At 65.7% G+C, this 17,720-nt stretch carries 19 protein-coding genes; 8 read left to right on the forward strand and 11 right to left on the reverse strand.

Translation table 11 applies throughout. From position 1 onward, the window contains the following. Window positions 1–88: 88 nt before the first annotated feature. Window positions 89–943 carry a helix-turn-helix transcriptional regulator gene (locus tag FJ948_RS24325; protein WP_224541475.1) on the forward strand — a complete coding sequence of 285 codons (855 nt, stop codon included), beginning with the start codon at window positions 89–91 and terminating at the stop codon, window positions 941–943. A 10-nt stretch (window positions 944–953) separates the two neighbouring features. Here the strand turns inward: FJ948_RS24325 and FJ948_RS24330 are convergent, their stop codons facing one another. The 3 genes from FJ948_RS24330 to FJ948_RS24340 are packed head-to-tail and all read right to left on the reverse strand — an operon-like array spanning window position 954 to window position 3,465. After that, entirely contained in the window at window positions 954–1,400 is a 447-nt protein-coding gene (locus tag FJ948_RS24330) for an SRPBCC domain-containing protein (protein WP_140708928.1), read from the reverse strand. 11 nt (window positions 1,401–1,411) lie between these two features. Further along, window positions 1,412–2,185, reverse strand: coding sequence for an IclR family transcriptional regulator (locus tag FJ948_RS24335; protein WP_140708930.1), 774 nt, complete (start codon window positions 2,183–2,185; stop codon window positions 1,412–1,414). A 50-nt stretch (window positions 2,186–2,235) separates the two neighbouring features. Continuing rightward, window positions 2,236–3,465 carry an adenosylhomocysteinase gene (locus FJ948_RS24340; protein WP_140708932.1) on the reverse strand — a complete coding sequence of 410 codons (1,230 nt, stop codon included), beginning with the start codon at window positions 3,463–3,465 and terminating at the stop codon, window positions 2,236–2,238. A 167-nt stretch (window positions 3,466–3,632) separates the two neighbouring features. Here FJ948_RS24340 and FJ948_RS24345 point away from each other — a divergent pair, with 167 nt between their 5' ends. Beyond that, window positions 3,633–5,012 carry a sodium:solute symporter family protein gene (locus tag FJ948_RS24345; RefSeq protein ID WP_140708934.1) on the forward strand — a complete coding sequence of 460 codons (1,380 nt, stop codon included), beginning with the start codon at window positions 3,633–3,635 and terminating at the stop codon, window positions 5,010–5,012. 79 nt (window positions 5,013–5,091) lie between these two features. Further along, window positions 5,092–5,535, forward strand: a complete 444-nt coding sequence (locus FJ948_RS24350) for a cytidine deaminase (protein ID WP_140708935.1) — start codon at window positions 5,092–5,094, stop codon at window positions 5,533–5,535. A 59-nt stretch (window positions 5,536–5,594) separates the two neighbouring features. Here the strand turns inward: FJ948_RS24350 and FJ948_RS24355 are convergent, their stop codons facing one another. Then, window positions 5,595–5,891, reverse strand: coding sequence for a DUF1236 domain-containing protein (locus FJ948_RS24355; RefSeq protein WP_140708937.1), 297 nt, complete (start codon window positions 5,889–5,891; stop codon window positions 5,595–5,597). Between the two features lie 446 nt (window positions 5,892–6,337). Between FJ948_RS24355 and FJ948_RS24360 the strand changes: the two genes are divergently transcribed. Further along, entirely contained in the window at window positions 6,338–6,535 is a 198-nt protein-coding gene (locus tag FJ948_RS24360) for a hypothetical protein (RefSeq protein ID WP_140708938.1), read from the forward strand. Window positions 6,536–6,779: 244 nt separating this feature from the next. Further along, window positions 6,780–7,007, forward strand: a complete 228-nt coding sequence (locus tag FJ948_RS24365; protein WP_140708940.1) for a polymerase — start codon at window positions 6,780–6,782, stop codon at window positions 7,005–7,007. A 75-nt stretch (window positions 7,008–7,082) separates the two neighbouring features. Here the strand turns inward: FJ948_RS24365 and FJ948_RS24370 are convergent. Beyond that, window positions 7,083–8,031, reverse strand: a protein-coding gene (locus FJ948_RS24370) for an IS630 family transposase (protein ID WP_140708942.1) whose coding sequence is annotated in 2 segments (ribosomal slippage) — window positions 7,083–7,694 and window positions 7,696–8,031 — 948 coding nt in all. Because the reading frame shifts where the segments join, the coding sequence is not laid out codon by codon here. Window positions 8,032–8,122: 91 nt separating this feature from the next. Beyond that, a complete protein-coding gene (locus FJ948_RS24375) occupies window positions 8,123–8,362 on the reverse strand; it encodes a hypothetical protein (RefSeq protein ID WP_140708944.1) in 240 nt (79 codons plus the stop codon). 263 nt (window positions 8,363–8,625) lie between these two features. On the opposite strand from FJ948_RS24375, the gene FJ948_RS24380 reads away from it, so the two are divergent. After that, complete coding sequence (locus tag FJ948_RS24380) at window positions 8,626–8,832, forward strand: hypothetical protein (protein ID WP_140708946.1); 207 nt, start codon at window positions 8,626–8,628, stop codon at window positions 8,830–8,832. Between the two features lie 86 nt (window positions 8,833–8,918). Here the strand turns inward: FJ948_RS24380 and FJ948_RS24385 are convergent, their stop codons facing one another. Together FJ948_RS24385 and FJ948_RS24390 are read right to left on the reverse strand one after the other, a co-directional pair. Continuing rightward, a complete protein-coding gene (locus tag FJ948_RS24385) occupies window positions 8,919–10,832 on the reverse strand; it encodes a diguanylate cyclase (RefSeq protein WP_140708948.1) in 1,914 nt (637 codons plus the stop codon). A 172-nt stretch (window positions 10,833–11,004) separates the two neighbouring features. Continuing rightward, the gene (locus FJ948_RS24390) at window positions 11,005–11,907 is read right to left on the reverse strand and encodes a LysR family transcriptional regulator (RefSeq protein WP_140708950.1); all 903 of its coding nucleotides are present in this window, start codon (window positions 11,905–11,907) and stop codon (window positions 11,005–11,007) included. 93 nt (window positions 11,908–12,000) lie between these two features. On the opposite strand from FJ948_RS24390, the gene FJ948_RS24395 reads away from it, so the two are divergent. After that, window positions 12,001–12,882: an aldo/keto reductase family oxidoreductase gene (locus FJ948_RS24395; RefSeq protein ID WP_140708952.1), complete on the forward strand. Its 882-nt coding sequence runs from the start codon at window positions 12,001–12,003 to the stop codon at window positions 12,880–12,882. Window positions 12,883–12,953: 71 nt separating this feature from the next. Here FJ948_RS24395 and FJ948_RS24400 read toward each other — a convergent pair whose 3' ends face one another. Further along, window positions 12,954–14,009: a hypothetical protein gene (locus FJ948_RS24400; RefSeq protein ID WP_140708954.1), complete on the reverse strand. Its 1,056-nt coding sequence runs from the start codon at window positions 14,007–14,009 to the stop codon at window positions 12,954–12,956. Window positions 14,010–14,074: 65 nt separating this feature from the next. Between FJ948_RS24400 and FJ948_RS24405 the strand changes: the two genes are divergently transcribed. Then, window positions 14,075–15,265: a cytochrome P450 gene (locus FJ948_RS24405; RefSeq protein WP_140708956.1), complete on the forward strand. Its 1,191-nt coding sequence runs from the start codon at window positions 14,075–14,077 to the stop codon at window positions 15,263–15,265. A 76-nt stretch (window positions 15,266–15,341) separates the two neighbouring features. Here the strand turns inward: FJ948_RS24405 and FJ948_RS24410 are convergent, their stop codons facing one another. Then, window positions 15,342–16,934 carry a GH3 auxin-responsive promoter family protein gene (locus tag FJ948_RS24410; RefSeq protein WP_181173798.1) on the reverse strand — a complete coding sequence of 531 codons (1,593 nt, stop codon included), beginning with the start codon at window positions 16,932–16,934 and terminating at the stop codon, window positions 15,342–15,344. After that, on the reverse strand, window positions 16,924–17,637 hold the full coding sequence (locus FJ948_RS24415; RefSeq protein ID WP_140708960.1) for a hypothetical protein: 714 nt from the start codon (window positions 17,635–17,637) through the stop codon (window positions 16,924–16,926). Before FJ948_RS24415 ends, FJ948_RS24410 begins: the two co-directional genes overlap by 11 nt. Window positions 17,638–17,720 lie beyond the last annotated feature (83 nt).

The following is a 17,720-nucleotide window of genomic DNA, read 5'->3' on the forward strand; positions in this document are numbered from 1 at the left end:
GCGGTTGCCTGCGCAATATCGCTGGTCTATTATTCCATTAAAGTAGTGACCTTATCATGGTATAATCTTTAACAGGATGGCCAACAGGATGCCCAACAGCTCTCCCGGTTCGCTCGCCGCATTCCTGAAAGACCGGCGCACCCGGCTCGACCCCTCGTCCTTCGGCTTTTCCGGGCGCAGGCGCACGCCGGGGCTGCGCCGCGAAGAGGTCGCCCAGCGCGCCAACATCAGCCCGACCTGGTACACATGGCTTGAACAGGGACGCGGCGGCGCGCCTTCGGCCGATGTGTTGAACCGCATCGCCAAGGGGCTGCTTTTGACCGAGGCCGAGCGCGAACATCTCTTCATGCTCGGGCTCGGGCGCCCGCCCGAGGTTCGCTACGTCGGCGCCGACGGCGTCAGCCCGAGGCTGCAGCGCCTCATCGATACGCTCGAGGCAAGCCCCGCCTTGATCAAGACGGCGACTTGGGATGTCGTTGCCTGGAACAGCGCCGCGCAAGTGGTGATGACCGACTACAGCACCTTGCCCCACGGCCAGCGCAACATACTGCGCTTCATGTTCCTGAGCCCGACCATCCGCGCCAAGCAGCACGACTGGGAAAACCTCGCCCGCTTCGTGGTCGGCGCGTTCCGGGCCGACGCGGCGCGCGCCGGCGCGGTGTCCGAGGTCGCCCAGCTCGTCGACGAATTGTGCGGCGCCAGCGCGGAATTCGCCGCGCTCTGGCGGGAAAACGACGTGCTCGCCCATGGCGACGGGACCAAGCGCCTGAAGCATCCCGTGCTTGGCGACATCGAGCTCGAATATTCGGCCTTCGCGGTCGATGGCCGGCCGGATTTGAGCCTGACCGTTTACAATCCGGTGGACAGTGCGGTCGCTGATCGCATCCGCGACCTCGCCCGCCGCCGCAAAGAGCAAGATGCCTCCGAGCCCGTCGCCGTGTAGCCGCCACCGCTTAGGGGCGCTCGCACACCGCCTTAAGGATTTGCAAGGTCGGCCCCCAGTAAAGATTGGCATGCGGACGGATCGACGGCTCGGCGAAGCCGCTCAGCGTCAGGGTCAGCAGGGTTCCGCCATGCGCCCGCGCAAGAGCGAAGCCGACCACCGTGTGGTTCTTGGGCATATCAGCCAGCCGCGAGGCCGACAGCGTGCTCCAATAGCTGTAGGCGAAGCTCTTCGCCGGCTCGTACGCCCGGACGGTGCCGTGATTTTCGAACGGCATGCCATGCAGCACGCCGCGGATCACGATCGCGCCGCCGGCATGCGCCTCGAGGCTGACATCCAGTTCTTCGTCGGACATCCATTGCGCGATCAGTGCCGGCATCGTCAGCACCCGCCAGACCTTGGCCGGGTCGGTATCGATGGCGATAGCCTTGACGATCGGCGCGGCAGGATCGGTCACGGCGCGGCGCTTCAGGCAGAAGGTTCGGGCGCCAGCACCAGGGCGATCCCGTGCGCCGCCTGCGCGGCATGGCGGCGCACGGTGGCGAGGTCGACCACGCTGTAGCTGGTCGCCACATAGGGCACGGTGAGAGCCGCGACCGAATGGCCGAACGGCCCGATGACCGGAAAGGCCAGGTCGATGACGCCAGGCTGCAGCCCGTCCGCCACCTCCTCATGGCCGGCGTCGCGGATGCGGGCGAGCGCGTCGCGCACTTCGCTATTTTTTTCGTCAGCGATACCAGCGGCTTGCAGCCATTGACTGATTCTATCCTGCGGCTGGAACGCCATCAGCGTGCGGCCGGTCGCGGTGCCGAACAGCGGAAACTCCGCGCCGACGCGAACCCGGAAGCCGAACGCGGCCGGGCTTTCCACCTGCGCCAGGATCAGCACCCTGCCGGCATTGTGGACACCGAGATTGCAGGATTGCTGGATGGCGTCCGACAGCCGCCGCATCGACGGCAGCGCCGCCTGGACGAGGCCGCGCAGCGGCTCGTGCCGGTGCGCCAGTTCGAACAGGCGCGGCGACAGGAAATAGAGCCCGCCCGGCCGGTCGCGGAAGATGTAGCCGCGCCGCTCCAGCGCCTGCAGCACGCGGTAGATCTGGTGGATCGAGCGTCCGACCGCCTCGGAAATCTGGCCCTGGTTCAGCCCGTCCTTCTGCTCGGCCAGGAGTTCGATGATATCGAACGCCTTTTCCAGGGCCGGAACCGAATAGTCCGGCGCTTCCGCGGTCTTGCCAGCCATGCCCACAATCCTTCAGGCGTCAGACGGAGAGAATCATGGGGCTACCATAGCTACAAGGCGGCCCCCATCGAAGCCGTCATCAGCCGGGCGATGCGGCGGTTGATGTCGTCGGGCACCGGCTGCGCGCCCGCGGCAAGGTCCTTCCCGCTCACCACCCGCTCCAGCGACAGCGCCTGCAGCATGAAGCCGATATCCATGGACTCGATCGAATTGCCCTTCGGCTCGACGCCGGCAAGGTTGAACATGCGTCCCTCGGCGACGAGGATGACATGCCGCCCATTGGCGAGGTCCAGCCGCCGCAGCGTGCCGTCCAGGTCGATGGTCGCGGTGGTCATGGCACCGAGACCCTCGGTGTCGATCTCCCAGGGAAAGTGCCCGGAATTGGCCAGCACCGCGCCATCCCGCATGAGGGCAATCGCCTCCGCCGGCAGCACGCCAGCGCGACCGGTGGCGGTGATGAACACCTCCGCCCATGGCGCAAGGTCGGCAAGCGGTGCCACGCGGTAGCCGTCAAGGGCGGCCTCCAGCGCCTTGATATCGTCGACCTCGACGATCGCCACCCGGCCCCCCAGCGCCCGCAGATATTGCGCGATGCCGCGCCCGCACCAGCCATAGCCGACGACGCAGAAGCGGCGCCCGGGGATCATCAGATTGGTGATGCGCATGAAGCTTTCCACCACCGACTGGCCGACAGCGTGCTTGTTCTCGCCGATCGCCTTCAGCGGGCTGTCATTGATGACGATGGAGGGGAACGGCACCTTGCCGGAGAGTTCGCCGCGCAGCCGGTCGCCGCCCGATGTCGTCTCCTCGGTGCCGCCCAGGATCGACGCCGCCCTGCCCCGTTCGACGATTCCGGCGGCAAGGTCGGCGCCATTGTCGAGCAGCATGTCGGGCCTGGCATCCAGCACCCGCGCCAGATTGGCGTGATGGTCGGCGAGCGTGTCGGCGCGGCGGCCGAAGATGCCTATGCCCCGGCTTTGCAGGAAGGCGACGACATCGTCCTGCGTCGAACCGTGATTGCCGGTGCCGACGATCTCGGCGCCGCCCTCGGCCAGCACTTCGAGCAGCACGGCGGTCTTGGGTTCGACATGCAGCGACACGCCGATGCGCCGGCCGGCGAACGGCCTCGTGCGGCGGAACTCCTCGCGCAGCCCCGCCAGTAACGCCATGCGCGAACGGATCCAGGCGATGCGGGCGCGGCCGCGCTCGACCAGTTCGGCATCGGCCGCATTGGTATCAGCCGGACTGGTATTGGCCGAATTGGTAGGCGCTTGGCTCATTCGAGGTCTCCGATCATGGTGCAGATTCAGCGCTTGCAAAAAACTTTTTTGCATGTGACAAATCTTGCAGAGGGTCGTCAAGCCCCGCCAAGAGGGACAACGGACAGGACAGCACGCGCGCCAAAGAATGTGGCGCGCCATCGGCTTCGCACGTGAAGGGGTAGAAAATGGGAAATCTGGATATTGCGGTCGTCGCCGTCTATCTCGTGGCGGTCACCGGCATCGGGCTCTACTTCGCTCGCTCGATCAGGACCGAGGAAGACTACATCGTCGCCGGCCGGCGCATGGGGCCGCTCTGGCTGACCATCTCGGCCTTCGCCTCCTGGACCGGACTTGCCGGCCTGTTCGGCACGCCCGAAATGGTCGTGCGCTACGGCATAGCGGGCACCTGGTGGTGGTTCACCTTCCCGATCGGCCTGCTGCTGATGGGCATCTTCCTGGCGAAAATCGTGCGCCAGCGCATGCATGTGACGACGCCAGACATCGTCGCCCAGGATTATCCGGGCTCGGTGCGCGTCGCCGCCTCGCTGGTGACGAGCTGGAACTATCTCGCCTGGGCAGCCGCGCAGGTGTTCGGCATCTCCATGGTGTTCACCCTGTTCTCGGGCATGGATCCCAGGACCGGCGCCATCGTCGCCTTCCTCGTCGTCATCGTCTACACCATGCTCGGCGGCTTCCTCGCCGTGGTGGCGACCGACGTATTGCAGGCCGTCATCTTCCTCGTCATCATCGGCGTCGTGGCGCCGCTCTACGTCATCTTCGGACCCGGCGTGCCGCACATCTACGAGGCGACGAAGGACATTCCGGGCTTCTACAATCTGTTCGCCAACGTGCCGCCGGCGACGCTGTTCGTCTGGTTCCTGCTCCTGCCTGCCGGCTTCATCGACACGATCGGCTTCCAGCGCGTCTTTTCCGCCAACTCGCCGGACACCGCGCGCAAGGGCTTGATCAACGGGTTCGTCATCATGGCGATCTTCGGCGTCGTCCTCACCTTCCTCGGCGTCGCCGCCAAGGCGCTGCTGCCGGCCGGCGCCAACCCGGTCAACGCCATGCCCGACCTGATGGTGCAGCTACTGCCGCATGGCGTCATCGGCGTGCTGGTCGCAGCCTTCCTGGCGGTGGCGATGTCGACGGCAAGCACCACGCTGCTCATCACCGCCACCACGCTGCAGCGCGACGTGATCTCGCGCATGCGCCCCGGCGCCAGCGACAGGGAGAGGCTGTGGACCAGCCGCATCCTGTTGCTCGTGCTCGGCCTCGTGGCGCTGGTCGTGGCGCTCTCGGTGCCCGGGATCGTCACCATCCTGATGCTCGGCTTCTCGGTCTATGTGCCGGGCCTGCTCTTGCCGGTGCTGTCGGCCACCTTCGGCTGGCGCATTCCCTCCTGGTCGATGCTGGCGACCATCGTGCTGGGCGCCGGCTCGACCGCGATCCTGGTGCTGATGGGCGAGCCGGGCGGCATTCCCGCCTCGCTGATCGGCTTGCTGCTCTCGCTCGTCCCCTTCGTCGCCGGGCTCGTCACCCGGTCGCAACGGCAGCCGGCGTGACGGCGAAGATCAAGAAAAGCAATGCGATAAAGCTTCATCCTGAATCAATTCGGGATGGAGCCCGGATACGGAGAGACCGATGCGCAAGACAAGCTTCGACCAACTTTCGAGCGCCGACCAGGCGCTCGTCACAGCGGCGGCGCAGGCACGCGACAAGGCCTACACGCCCTACTCCAACCACAAGGTCGGCTCGGCCGTGCGCACCGCTTCGGGCCGGCTGTTTTCCGCCTGCAATGTCGAAATCGTCACCCTCCAGCAATCGGTGCATGCCGAGCGCAACGCGGTGATGCAGATGGCCGCGGCCGGCGAACGCCAGATCGAGGCCATCGTCTGCCACGGTCCCTATTCGGGCGTGCCATGCGCCGAATGCAGGCAGGTGATCTGGGAGTTCTGTTGCGACGATCCCGAGGTCAGGATCATCGGCTCGACCCTCGATGGCGAGATCGAACTGATGACCATCGGTGAGGTTTATCCGAGCCCTTACGGGCCGGGCACCAAGGGCATCGACCCGCGCAAATTCTGATTTCCGGGGAACGCCTGAGTAGCCGGCCCGCCACCGCTCCGGTGGCGGGCCAGGCGATGTTACTGGATGATCTTGATGATCTTGCGGGTGCTTGGATCCACGATCACGGTCCGGTCGTCGACGACGGTGTAGCGATACTTGACGTTGGGGACTTCGTGCAGTTCGACGGTGTCGGGCAACGCCGTGCCGACATTGAGTTCCACGCCGGGAACCTTGACCGAAGCCAGCGGCTGCTTATGCACGTACTCCTTGATCACCGTCTCCTGCTCGGGCTGGATGACGATGTCCTCGGCGGCGGCGGCGCCGACACCGCTGAGCAACAGGACCGCTGCCAGGGCGGCAAGATTCTTCTTCATGAGATCCTCCATCTGGAATTCGCACGGCACGGAATTGTCGCCGCGCTGCGAACCGAACTTCAGCCCGGGTCGAACGTTCCAGGGTCGGGCTTCGGTCCGGCATCACCCAGGACTTAAGGCCGATCAAGAAAGGCAATGGTCCTATCGGCACCGCCGCCGGGAACAGCCACCTTTTGCGCTCGTTGTCGACTGCAAGTTCAGGCATTGGCGCAGCTCCGTCCCTTCCTGCGCCAATAGGGTTCGCTCGTTGCTTCCGGGTGGCGGGCGAACCCTGAATTCCGCCGCCGGGGCCAAGACGGCAGGAGATCGTGATGTTCAGCGACAAGGAAACCAAACTGATCGAGGCGGCGCTGTTGATGGCGGTCCCGCTATCGGCCCTGGTCGCCGTTTTGCTCGTCAGCTTTACGTTGAGCTGGTAGCTGCCTTCATTGCGGGAGGCTGAGGCGATGAGACGTCAGATCCGGTCACACAACCCCAACCTGACCACGCTGGCTGGCCGCCAGAGGAACGAGAACCGCGCCTTTCTCGCCGCCGAGCAAGGGGGCCGGTTCCGGCGTGCTTTCCGCCAGCCCGCCGATCGGGCCTTGTCTTCGTTGCGCAACCAACGCTCGCCCCTGCCCGTGGAAATCGCGGTCCGCTGGTGATGTTCTCATGGCGGGAGCCCGGCCCGCTTTGGCGGAAGGTTCGGCACGTTGGCGAGCAGGCCGGGCTGTGCGCCGGCTACCCCGCTTGATGGAGGCTCGGCCGGTGCGCGGGCAGGTTGCGGCTTTATCGCCGCAGCTGCAATTGGGACTGAAGTCCCAACCATCGGCGCATTGGTCCCATATGCCGAACATCGGCCGCCGATGCTCGTTGCGCTACCAGGCGGGCGATTTGGAGGACACGTAAATGCAACTTGGTGAGATCGTCGCCAACACCCTGGCCATCCTCTTGCTGGTCTGTTTTCTCGCCAGCACGTTCTTCCTTTTCGGCAAGCCATTGTGGCCGGAACAGCATGCCCGCATGGTCATTATCGTGCCCGTCGACACGATGACGACGGCCTCGACCGGACGCGGTGACACACCTGTACTGCCGGCCACCTTCGACGCCAGCCTGGCCCACCCAAGGCCGTCCTGACATCGCCAAGAGAGGCAGGCGTGACAAGAGAGGCGTGAGAAGACAGGCCCGTGAAGACACGGCGGCTAGAGCGTTTCACGTTTTGACGGAAGCGTACCCTGCCTTGGCGAAGTAGTTGCTGCATTCGGCTGCCTCGATGGTTTCGACGAGGTGGCCGATGTGTCGCCAAGTGTCCTCGACGGTTCGCTTCTGGGCTTGGCGCATCCAGTGTTTGATCTTGGCGAAGGCCTGCTCGATCGGGTTCAGGTCCGGAGAATAGGGCGGCAGGTACCAAAGCCTGGCCCCGGCTGCCTTGATCATCTGTCTGATGGCCGCCGACTTATGACTTCCGAGATTATCCATGACGACGATGTCGTCGGGCTTCAGCACGGTGATGAGTTGCTGCTCGACGTAAGCGCGGAAGCATTGGCCGTTGATCGGTCCGTCGAAGACGCAAGGTGCCGCGAGCCGATCGCAGCGCAGCGCGCCGAGGAAGGTCAGCGTGCGCCAGTGGCCGTGCGGAGCCAAGCCGCGCAGCCGTTTGCCTTTCGGCCCCCAACCGCGCAGCGGAGCCATGTTGGTCTTGATCCAGGTCTCATCGATGAAGACCAGGCATTGCGGATCAAGGCCGCCCTGCCAGAGCCGCCATCGTTGGCGCCTGCGGGCAACATCAGCGCGGGCCTGCTCAAGGGCGAACAGCGTTTTTTTTGAAGCTTAAGCCCTCACGACGCAGAAACGACCACACTGCGTTGTGCGAGATCTTGACCCCGCGACCGGCCAGCTCATCCTTCAGACCGTGCAGCGTCAGATGCGGTGTCTCACGCATACGGGCTTCGATGAAGGCACGGTGCGGCTCCAGCACCCTCTTGCGATGTCCGCCCATCTTGCCCGGCGCAACCGAGCCGGTCGCCTGATGGCGCTGCAACAACTTCACTGCGGCCGAAACCGAAATGTCAAACCGTTTGGCGGCCGACCGGCGGCTCTCGCCAGTCAAAACCGCTGCCACAACCCGCTCGCGAAGATCACTGGAAAGAGGTCGAGTCATCTGATGCTGGCCTCCATTCCAGCCAGCAGCTTGAATCACAAAACAGACAGATCGGGAATCCCCCGTCGATTCCATCAAGGCATGAACCGCTCTAGTCGAGCTTCTGGATGCGCCCTTGGTCGAGACGGAACACGCCATCGTTACCGCCCTGGAGCTCGAAGTCGGTCTGCAGCTCGTCCCATATCCCGAGATACCTGCCGCACTCCGCGCAACTGATCCGGGTCGACGGTTGCGCATCGGCCGGGATGTTCAGGCGAATGGTGCCGCAGAACGGACACTCCAATCGGTGATCGAGGTATTCGCCCTTGCGCGTCCGTAACAGCCTACTCACACCTTCCTCCTGGAATTTGGCGGAAGCAGGATGATGCTCCCAAGCGTCAGCGTGCCTGGAGTTGCGGACGGCTTGGGCAAAATACGCCTGTCGCCGTCGTGGTCAATAAACAATGACGTAGCTAAAACCTTCGCATTCCACGAAACGCGGCGGCTTCGGCAAGGCGGGGCCGACGCGCCCGTGCAGCTTGGCGATCCGCCCGGAACCAAAACCACCGGCAGCGGTTTCCCACTCGAAGGGACCGCAACCACGGAAGCGGAGTAATGGAACTTCTGACCTTGGAACTGGCCACGGCGAGGCAGCGCCTCAACCGGGCGGAACTCGCCCTTGAGCGGGCAAACGCGATGCTGGACGAGGACTGTGGTGTCGGTATCAATCTGAGGCTTTGCGACAGGATAAGAACCGCGCAACAACGCGTCGGCGAAGCAAGAGCCCGCCTTGTAAAGCTCGATCCCGCCAGCACGGATTGAGATGGATCCGGCTGAAGCCGAGAGGCTTCGTCAGCCAGATCATCCTCGATCGAATTTTCCCCGCAACGCTTGCGGTACGGCGAGGCTCATGTCTTGCGAGAACCCGCCGAGCGTTGATCGCTGAGATGCGGACGCCAGCCATGCACCCGGTCGCGCCCGGCGGCCTTGGCGCCGTAGAGCGCCTCGTCGGCGCGCCGCAGCAGATCGGCACTCTCCATCGCGGCGGCGCCTGCCTCGAATGTGCCGACACCGATGCTGACGGTGACGATGCCTTTCTCGCTTCCGGCATGCGCCACGGCCAGGTCGCGCACCTTGCTCCTGAGCTTTTCGGCGATGACGAAGGCGCCCCGTGCGTTTGTCTCGGGCAGGATGAGCGCGAATTCCTCGCCGCCATAGCGGGCGGCGGCGTCCGCCGGCCGGCGGGCTGCCGCCTCGATGCAGCGGCTGACGGCGCGCAGGCATTCGTCACCCGCCGGATGGCCGTAATGGTCGTTGAAACGCTTGAACCAGTCGACATCGATGATGAGCAGGCTGAGCGGCATCGCGTTGCGGCTGGCGCGGGCGAATTCGCGCGCCAGCGCTTCGTCGAAAGCGCGGCGCGTCAACAGTTCGGTCAGGCCGTCGCGATGCGCCAGAAGGTTCAGCTTCTCATTGGCGGCCATCAGTTCGGCCTCGACCTGCTTGGTCTCGGTAATGTCGGAAAACACGCTGAGGCTTCCGCCGTCGCCGGTCGGGCGGGTGCGCACGTCGAGCCAGCGTCCGTCGGCGAGCCGGATCTGGCGGTGGCTGACAAGCTTCTGCGCGGCCATGATGCCGGCGATCCACTCCTCGACGGCGCCAGGCGGTGTTGTTCCCTCGCCGCGCGCCGCCGAGGCGCGCAGTATGTCGCGGTAATCGGCGCCGGGCACCCTCAGTTCTGCCGTCTTCGGAAACATGGCGCTGTAGCGGGCGTTGCAGAGCACCATCTTGCCGTCCGGGTCGAACATCACCAGGCCATCGGCCATGTGCGTCAGCGCGTCTCCGAGCCTGGCCTGGCTTTCCGCCAGTTCGGTCTCCAGCTGCTTGCGCACGGTGATGTCGCGATTGTGCGTGATCAGGCCGACCACGGCCCCGCTCCTGTCGCGAAACGGCGCCTTCAGGGTCGCCAGCCAGCCATCGGTGCCGTCCTCGTGATGAACACGCTGTTCGATGGTGGAGGAGGCGCCCGAGGCCAGCACGGCAAGCTCGTCCTCACGAAATCCCCGCGCCGTTTCGCGCGGATAGAAATCGAAATCGGTCTTGCCGATCAGCGCCTTGGCGTCGGGCGCATGCATCAGCGCGGCCGTTGCCGGATTGGCCGCGATGAAGCGCCCGTCGAGATCCTTGACGTTGAGGCAATCGGGCAGCGTCTCCACCACCGCCTTGTAGATGCGCCGCGACTGCAGCGCTTCGAGGCGGCGCCGCTCCTGGTAGAGCGTCAGCCCCGACAACACCACCGAGACGAAGATGAGCAGGGAGGAAGGCAGCGCCACCTTCGGCAGGACCATTTGCAGCACATCCCGAGGCAGGACGCTGAGGCCAAGCAGCGACGCCGCGGCTGCCGCCGCGCCGAGGATCATGATGTCGATCATGGTGGGCCGGCGCCCCCGCAGGGCAAGGTTGCCGGCAATGCCGACCAGCATGGCGGCCGCGATCCCCACCGCGCCGGCGAAGGCGCCGATGCCGCCTTCGAAGGTTCGGAACGCACCGGCCATGATCCCGGCGACGATGCCGGCCACAGGACCGCCGAAGAAGCCGGCAACGGCAATCATCGTCGCCCGGAGATCGGCGAGCACGCCCGGCTGCAACTGCATGGGCGTCAGCATCAGGATGATGGCGCCGACGCCCATCAGCAGGCCGAAGGCCGCCGCCTTTACGGCGGGCGCCCAGCGATCCAGCCACACATGGGTGTGGATCCAGACCGAAACGAACATCGCGACGACCGCCAGATTGGCCAGCAATTCGGACCAGGGCGAACCCATTTTCTTACGCGTCCCCCTTCATTTTGCCTCTTGAAGGTGCATCCGGCGTTGGCGAAACCGCCCTTCTGATACGTCGGGCAAGACAACAAACCGTTACAGACCGCGTTTGGATTGTTCGAATGCGGGCGCAAGGCGGCGCTGCCGGAGGCCGCGTTGGCTCAGCTGGAACCCCTCACCACCGCATCCCGCCGACAAAATCGATGAAGGCGCGCAGCGGCGCCGGCGTCAGGCGGCGGCCGGGATAGTAGAGGAACGGGCCTGAAAATTCCTGCCACCAGGGCTCCAGCACCGGCTCCAGCCGGCCATCGTCGAAATAGGGGCGCAGCCAGTCCTCGAACAGCGAGACGATACCGCCGCCGGCGACCGCCACCTCGAGCGCAAGCGCCATTGCCGTGCCGGTGCTGACCAGCAGCGGCCCGGTCGGCTCGACGCTCACCACCTCGCCGTCGCGTTCGAACTCCCAGGGCGGCGTGAAGCCGCTGGCGAAGCGGCCGCGTAGGCAGGCATGGTCGAGCAGGTCGCGCGGGTGCTCGGGCCGGCCGTGCCGGTCGAGATAGGCCGTTGCGGCGGCGGTGGCGAAGCGCTGCCGGCGCGGGCCGATCGGCACGGCGATCATGTCCTGCTCCAGCCGCTCGTCATAGCGGATGCCGGCGTCGCAGCCGCTGGCCAATATGTCGACGAAATTGTCCTCGGCGGTCACTTCCAGCCGAATTTCGGGATAGGCGGCGAGGAAGGGCGGCAAGAGGCGCGGCAGCACCAGTTTGGCCGCCACGACAGGCACGTTGAGCCGCAGCGTGCCGGCCGGGCGGCCGCGAAAGCCATTGACCACGTCGAGCGCCGCCTCGACCTCGCCGAGCGCCGGGCCGAGCCGTTCGAGCAGCCGCGCGCCGGCCTCGGTCGGCGCCACGCTGCGCGTCGTGCGGTTCAGGAGCCGCACGCCGAGTTCGCTCTCCAGCCGCCGCACCGTCTCCGACAGGCTGGAGGCGCTGACGCTTCCCACCCGGGCCGCCTCGCGAAAGCCGCCGGCGCGCGCCACCGCCATGAATGCCTGGAGGTCGCCCAGATCCGCCGCCATTGTTCGCCTTTCCGCACAGGTTGTGCCGATTACACCATATTATCGTGCAGGCGCGCGTTGTCTATATCTGGCTGATCCAAAGGAGACGACACCATGACCGACATCAGCAAGGCCGGAAGCTTCAGGCTCGGCGACCGCACCGTAAAACGTCTCGGCTACGGCGCCATGCAATTGGCCGGACCCGGCGTCTTCGGTCCGCCGAAGGACCGCGACGCCGCGCTCGCCGTGCTGCGCGAAGCCGTCGCCAGCGGCGTCGACCACATCGACACGTCGGATTTCTACGGCCCCCACGTCACCAACCAGATCATCCGCGAGGCGCTGCATCCCTACCCGGCCAACCTCACCATCGTCACCAAGATCAGCGCCCGGCGCGGCGCGGACGCATCGTGGATCCCGGCAATGTCGCCGCAGGAGCTGACGCAGGCCGTGCACGACAATCTGCGCAATCTCGGACTCGACGTGCTCGAGGTCGTGAACCTGCGCTCCATGCATGGCATCCACGGACCCGCCGAAGGATCGCTCGAGCCGCAGCTCGACACGCTCGCCGAACTGCAGCGCCAGGGCCTTGTGCGCCATATCGGCCTGAGCAATGTCACCCGCAAGCAGATCGCGCAGGGGCGCGGCAAGGTCGACATCGTCTGCGTACAGAACCAGTACAACATCGCGCATCGCCAGGATGATGCGCTGATCGACGAGCTTGCCGCCGGTGGCATCGCCTATGTGCCGTTCTTCCCGCTCGGCGGTTTCACGCCGCTGCAGTCGAGCACGCTCGCCGACGTCGCGCAAAAGCTGGGCGCGACGCCGATGCAGGTGGCGCTCGCCTGGCTGTTGCAGCGCGCGCCCAACATCCTGCTCATCCCCGGCACCTCGTCGGTCGGCCATCTCCGCGAGAACCTGGCGGCGGCGGAGCTAAAGCTGCCGGCCGACGCGATCGAGGTTCTGGACGGCATCGGCGACGAGGCCAAGGCGGCCTGAGAACGACCCGGCCGGGCAGAGCCTGCTCGGCCAGAACGCATTGATTGCCGGGGGCGAAACACCCCCGGCAATCATCCCAACAGACGCGCCAGCCGCCTTTTCAGCGCCCGCAGCGACAGGCGCCGCCTGAGCGAAAACCCCGCAATGCGCCGACGCACCGCCTGCATGGCGTCGGCATGGGCGGCATCGACGCTCATCGTGCCGTCGCCGAGCACGAGACTGAGGCCGGAAGCCGGCCGCATGATGCCGCGCAGCGCCTGGGCGTGCATGGCGGCGTAGCGGCGGTAGTCGGCGGCTGCCTCCCAACCGGGCGGACGCGCCAGGACCGTGGGATTGTTGTTGATCTCGAAGGTCTGGACCTGGCCGTCGACGATGCCGTAGTCGATGCGGCCATAGTCGATGCCAGCCAGTTCGAAGACACGCTCGATCTGCTCGGCATGCGGATTCTCGGCCACATAGGCGCGGCTCTCGGCCCTGTCCGCCTCGCTGAAGCGGGTGCTTGGAAACTTGATGTACCAGCTTTCATTGATGAAGCAGTGCTGCGGATAGACCGTCGGTCCGACCTTGTAGGCCGAATATTTGCGAAACCGTCCATCGGCCGAAGGTGCCGCGCCATATTCGACGATCATCAGGTCCGGGTCGCGGCGGATACGCGCCGGCAGGCCGGCGATGGCCCGATCGAGGGCCTCCGCGCTGTCGACCAGTCCGGTCAACGGCAACTCATGCTGGCTCTCCCAGCGCACGAAGACCGGAAAGCGACGGATTGCCTTGCGCTCCTCCAGGCGATGCACGTCGAAATGGTTGAGGCCGGCGACCTTCAGCCGTTTCAGCAAGTCGAACCGGCCGGGCACGACCGCCGGATCGTTGAGCAGCAACAGGTCGGGATTGCGGGAGCGGATGCGCCCGTGCAGCGAAATCGCCGCCTGCGATTGCGCGGCGGACAGCCGTTCGAAATCGGTGAAGATGAAGGTGCCGGGCGCGACCGGCCCCAGCCTCGCGACATGCTCATAGGGAATGATCCGCACCTGTTCGCCAAGCCCATGGTCGTAATAGCCAAGCAGCACGCCCATCGTGTAAGCGTGTTGGCGCGTGCAGAAATAGTAGATCGGCCCTTGATCGGTGGTCATGGCCGGTTATCGGTTTGCGGAAGCGTGCCTGATTTGGCCGGCAAGGTGGGGTTTTTCGAAAAGCGATGCATACCGGGCCCTCCGAGGCAGTCGAACATCCCTGGCAAGGGGTTCGCGCCGGCGCCTTCGAGGGCGCCGCCGACACCTATGCCATCCATGATGAAATGCGCCGGCAAGCGCCCGTCTGGCAGGCGCCTTGGGGCGATGTCTATGTCACCGGCTACGATCTCGTCTCCAGCAGTCTTGCCGACCGCAAGCTCTCGCATGTGCCGCCGGGCAGCGAAGCGGCGCAGCCAGATTCGGCGATACGCGACTGGCTGATCTACCAGGAAGGCAGCGCCCACGCCGCGCTGCGCCAGGCCTTGCAGCAGCCCTTTGTCGGCAAGGGCATGGCCGCCCTGCGCCCGGTGGTCGCGCAAGCGGTGGACGAATTCGTCGGCGATGCCGGCCTGTCGGGTGCGGTCGATGTCGTCGCCGCCTTCACGCGCGCCGTCCCCGAACGCATCATCGGCCGCCTGCTTGGCGTGCCGGATGAGGACATGCCGCTGATCCGGGCCTGGTCGGTTGCGATCCGCACCATGCTCGACACCGGCTTCGACGATGCCTTTGGCGATGGCGCCAATCCCGCCGACGAGATGTCCGGTTATTTCGTGGAGCATTTGCGCCATCTGCTCGCCGCCGGAGACCTGCCGCCGCTGCTGGCGGGCCTGCCGGCTCTGGCCGACGCGCTGGGGCTGACGGCCGCCGGCCGCAACATCGCCTTCCTGGCCTTTGCCGGCCATGAGACCACGGTGCATCTCATCGGCAATATGCTGTTCCATCTTGCCCACCGGCCCGACCAATGGACGGCGCTGCGCGCCGACCGCCGGCTCGCCGCCAATGCGGTTGCCGAAACGCTGCGGCTGGAAAGCCCGGTGCAGAAGATCTGCCGCTGGCCGCTCGAGCCCGTGGTCCTTGGCGGCCGCGAGATCGGCAAGGACCGGCTGGTGGTGCTGCTGGTCGGCGCCGCCAATCGCGATCCCGCCCAGTTTGCCGATGCATCGCGTTTCGACCTTGGCCGCGCCGGCAGGCAGAATCTGGCTTTTGGCCGTGGCGCGCATGTCTGCATCGGCAGGGCGCTGGCCGAGATGGAGGGCCATGCGGTGCTGGAAGCCGCACTCGCCCGCTGGAAAACCATCGAGCCTGTCGGCTGGCAATGGATGGACAATTCCTCCATCCGTGGCCTGGACGCGCTGACCTTGCGCCTGACGGCCTAAGCCGAAAAGGCTGGCCCCCTCCTCGTCGGTCGCCAAGGCAAATTCCGATTCCGGTCCAAAGGGATGACGCATCATCCTAAACCCCCGCTTCACCGGCATTGAGGGCCGCAAGCAGCGCCTCATCCGATTGCCCGAGCAGGATCGGCGCCTTCATGCCGGCAATGCTCGTGCCGCCTTTCAGGCGGTGGCGCTTCAGCCGGCCATAGAGATCATCGACCGCGGTCGTCCGCAACGCGCCCAACTGGCCGATGCGGCGCGCATATTCATATTGCGGATTGGCCATCAGGTTGCGCTCGACGGCTGACCCCGGCGGCGCGACCGTGCCCGGGGCTCGCCTGGATTCGACGAAAAGCTGGTAGTGCGGATGCGGCGCCGCGACCGCCGCCAGCAGAGCATAGGTGCGGGGATCGAACCCAGCTTCGGCCAGACAGCGCGCGACGAAGGCTTCGGTGAGTTTCTCGCCGCAGAGATCCGACACCATGCCTGCCCGGCCAATGAAGCGCAGGCGCGGCGTATCGCCGGTGAAGCCGCGGACCTCGACCACGTCTTGCGTGTCGTAACGATAAAGCCCCGAGCCGGTGGTGACGATCAGCCGGTAGCAGCGGCCAAGTTCGAGCTGCCAGGCGAAGCGGCCGGCCCCGTCGTCGTCGATAAATTCGAAGAATCCGCTTTGCGATGCCAGGATCGAGCCTGGACCATCGCCATGGGGAAACGACACGGCGGCCTCGGTGGACATCAGGCCTTTCGGCTGGAGGAAGGCCCCCGGAAATTGCGCCTGCAATTCGGCGGCGAAGCCTTGGCTCGAGGCATCGGTCCAGCAGCTGATCGTATCGAGCCGAGGCCAGATCGCCGACAGGCCGGCACCGGCCCCGCCGAGGGCTGCCTCCAGAACGGCGATGCGGCGGCTCACCGTGGCGGCCGGCTGCGTGGCGCCAAGCCTCTCGCCAAGCTCCGGCAGCAGGCTCGCCGCATCGCGCCGCATGGCGCGCAGGATCTCGGTCAGATAGGTCGGGCTCCAGACCCAGATCAGGCTGAGGTCGTCGGCGGCCAGCAGGTGCAGGCAGGTCTGCCTTTGCCAGCTGGCGAAGTCGCCGAGTAGCCTCAGTTCCATCGGCACAGCCGACAGCTCGATGAGGCTGTCGCGCAAGGCACCGAAATAGGCGAAAGGCACCGGACTGCCCAGCCTGTGGGCGCCGACGCGTTCGTCGGCTCCGCGGCCGACGGGGCTCAGCGCGAAATAGCCATGCCCTTGCGCCACGCCCGGCCGGCGGCGGATCAGGTCCGCCAGCCAGGGATAGAGGCAGTCGGTGAACGCGCGCAGGCCGCTATCGGTATAGGGGATGTATTTAGAGCCGCCGGAACTGCCGCCGGTCTGCTCCAGGAAGCGGACCGGCTCGGCCGTCAGCACATTGCCGGCGCCGTCGATCGTGCGCTTGATGTAAGGCAGCAACGCCTCGTAGTCGGCGATCGGAACCAGATCGCGAAACGCCTCGGCCGACGTGGCGCTGGCGAAACCATGGTCGCGGCCGAACTCCGTCCCGGCATTGGCCTCGATCAGCCGCCGCAGCAGATCACGCTGCGTTGCCTCGACATGGCCGAGCCGCGCCCGAAAGCCTGCTTCGACGGCAGCGGTCGCGCCGGCGATCCGAGCCCAGGCGTCAGCGGCCATCGCCCAGCCCCTCGGCAAAGCTCGTGGCGCCATAACGCTTCAGATTGCCGGTCTCGAACTCGGTCAGGCAGGCGAGTTCGACACCTCTGGAATGGTCGGGGTTGGCTCTGACGAAAAAGGCCGCCAGGGGATTGTGGGCCGCCGTTTGCCTGGCGTCCGCCCATTGTTCCCGAAGATGGCCTTGCGATGGACCGAAATCGATGAGCCCGGTCGAAGGATCGAAATAATCGCCGTATCGGGCGGACGCTATCGCATCGCGGATTGCCAGCAGGCAGGGCGCTCCCTGGCCTTCGATGGCCGGAACGAACTTGCGAAAGAAATCGGGCAGGATGCGAAACGTGCGGTGTCCCTTGATGATGGGGAACCAGAACAGCCGGCCGTCGACCTTGGCCTTGGCCGCGCCCGCCGCGCGGAAAAAACCTTTCAGCAGCACGGGATTGCCCCAAAGCGAGGCGTGCAGGACGGTATCCCCGGAGAAAAGGTAATGCACCGTCTCGCCGCCGATCGCCTGTTGGCGCACGAGATAGGTCGAGAAGCCGACGATCTCGCGGCCGAGACGGGTCAGCACGACGGCGTCCTTCTCGGACAGATCACGCTCGAAAAGCCCGCGATCGATCGCTTCGTAATAGGTCTCGTAGAGAGCAAACATCCGGTCGCGATCGGCCCTCGCCAGTTCCGCGGCCGGTGTTGTCAGCGTCTCCAAGGATTCCGTCTGGCCCGCACCAATTCCCAAATAGTCTGCCCGCCCCTATCAGACCCGATCTAGCGAATATCAGTCCCGGCTTG

The sequence above is a fragment of the Mesorhizobium sp. B2-3-12 genome (genome assembly GCF_006442205.1).
GTDB lineage: Bacteria > Pseudomonadota > Alphaproteobacteria > Rhizobiales > Rhizobiaceae > Mesorhizobium.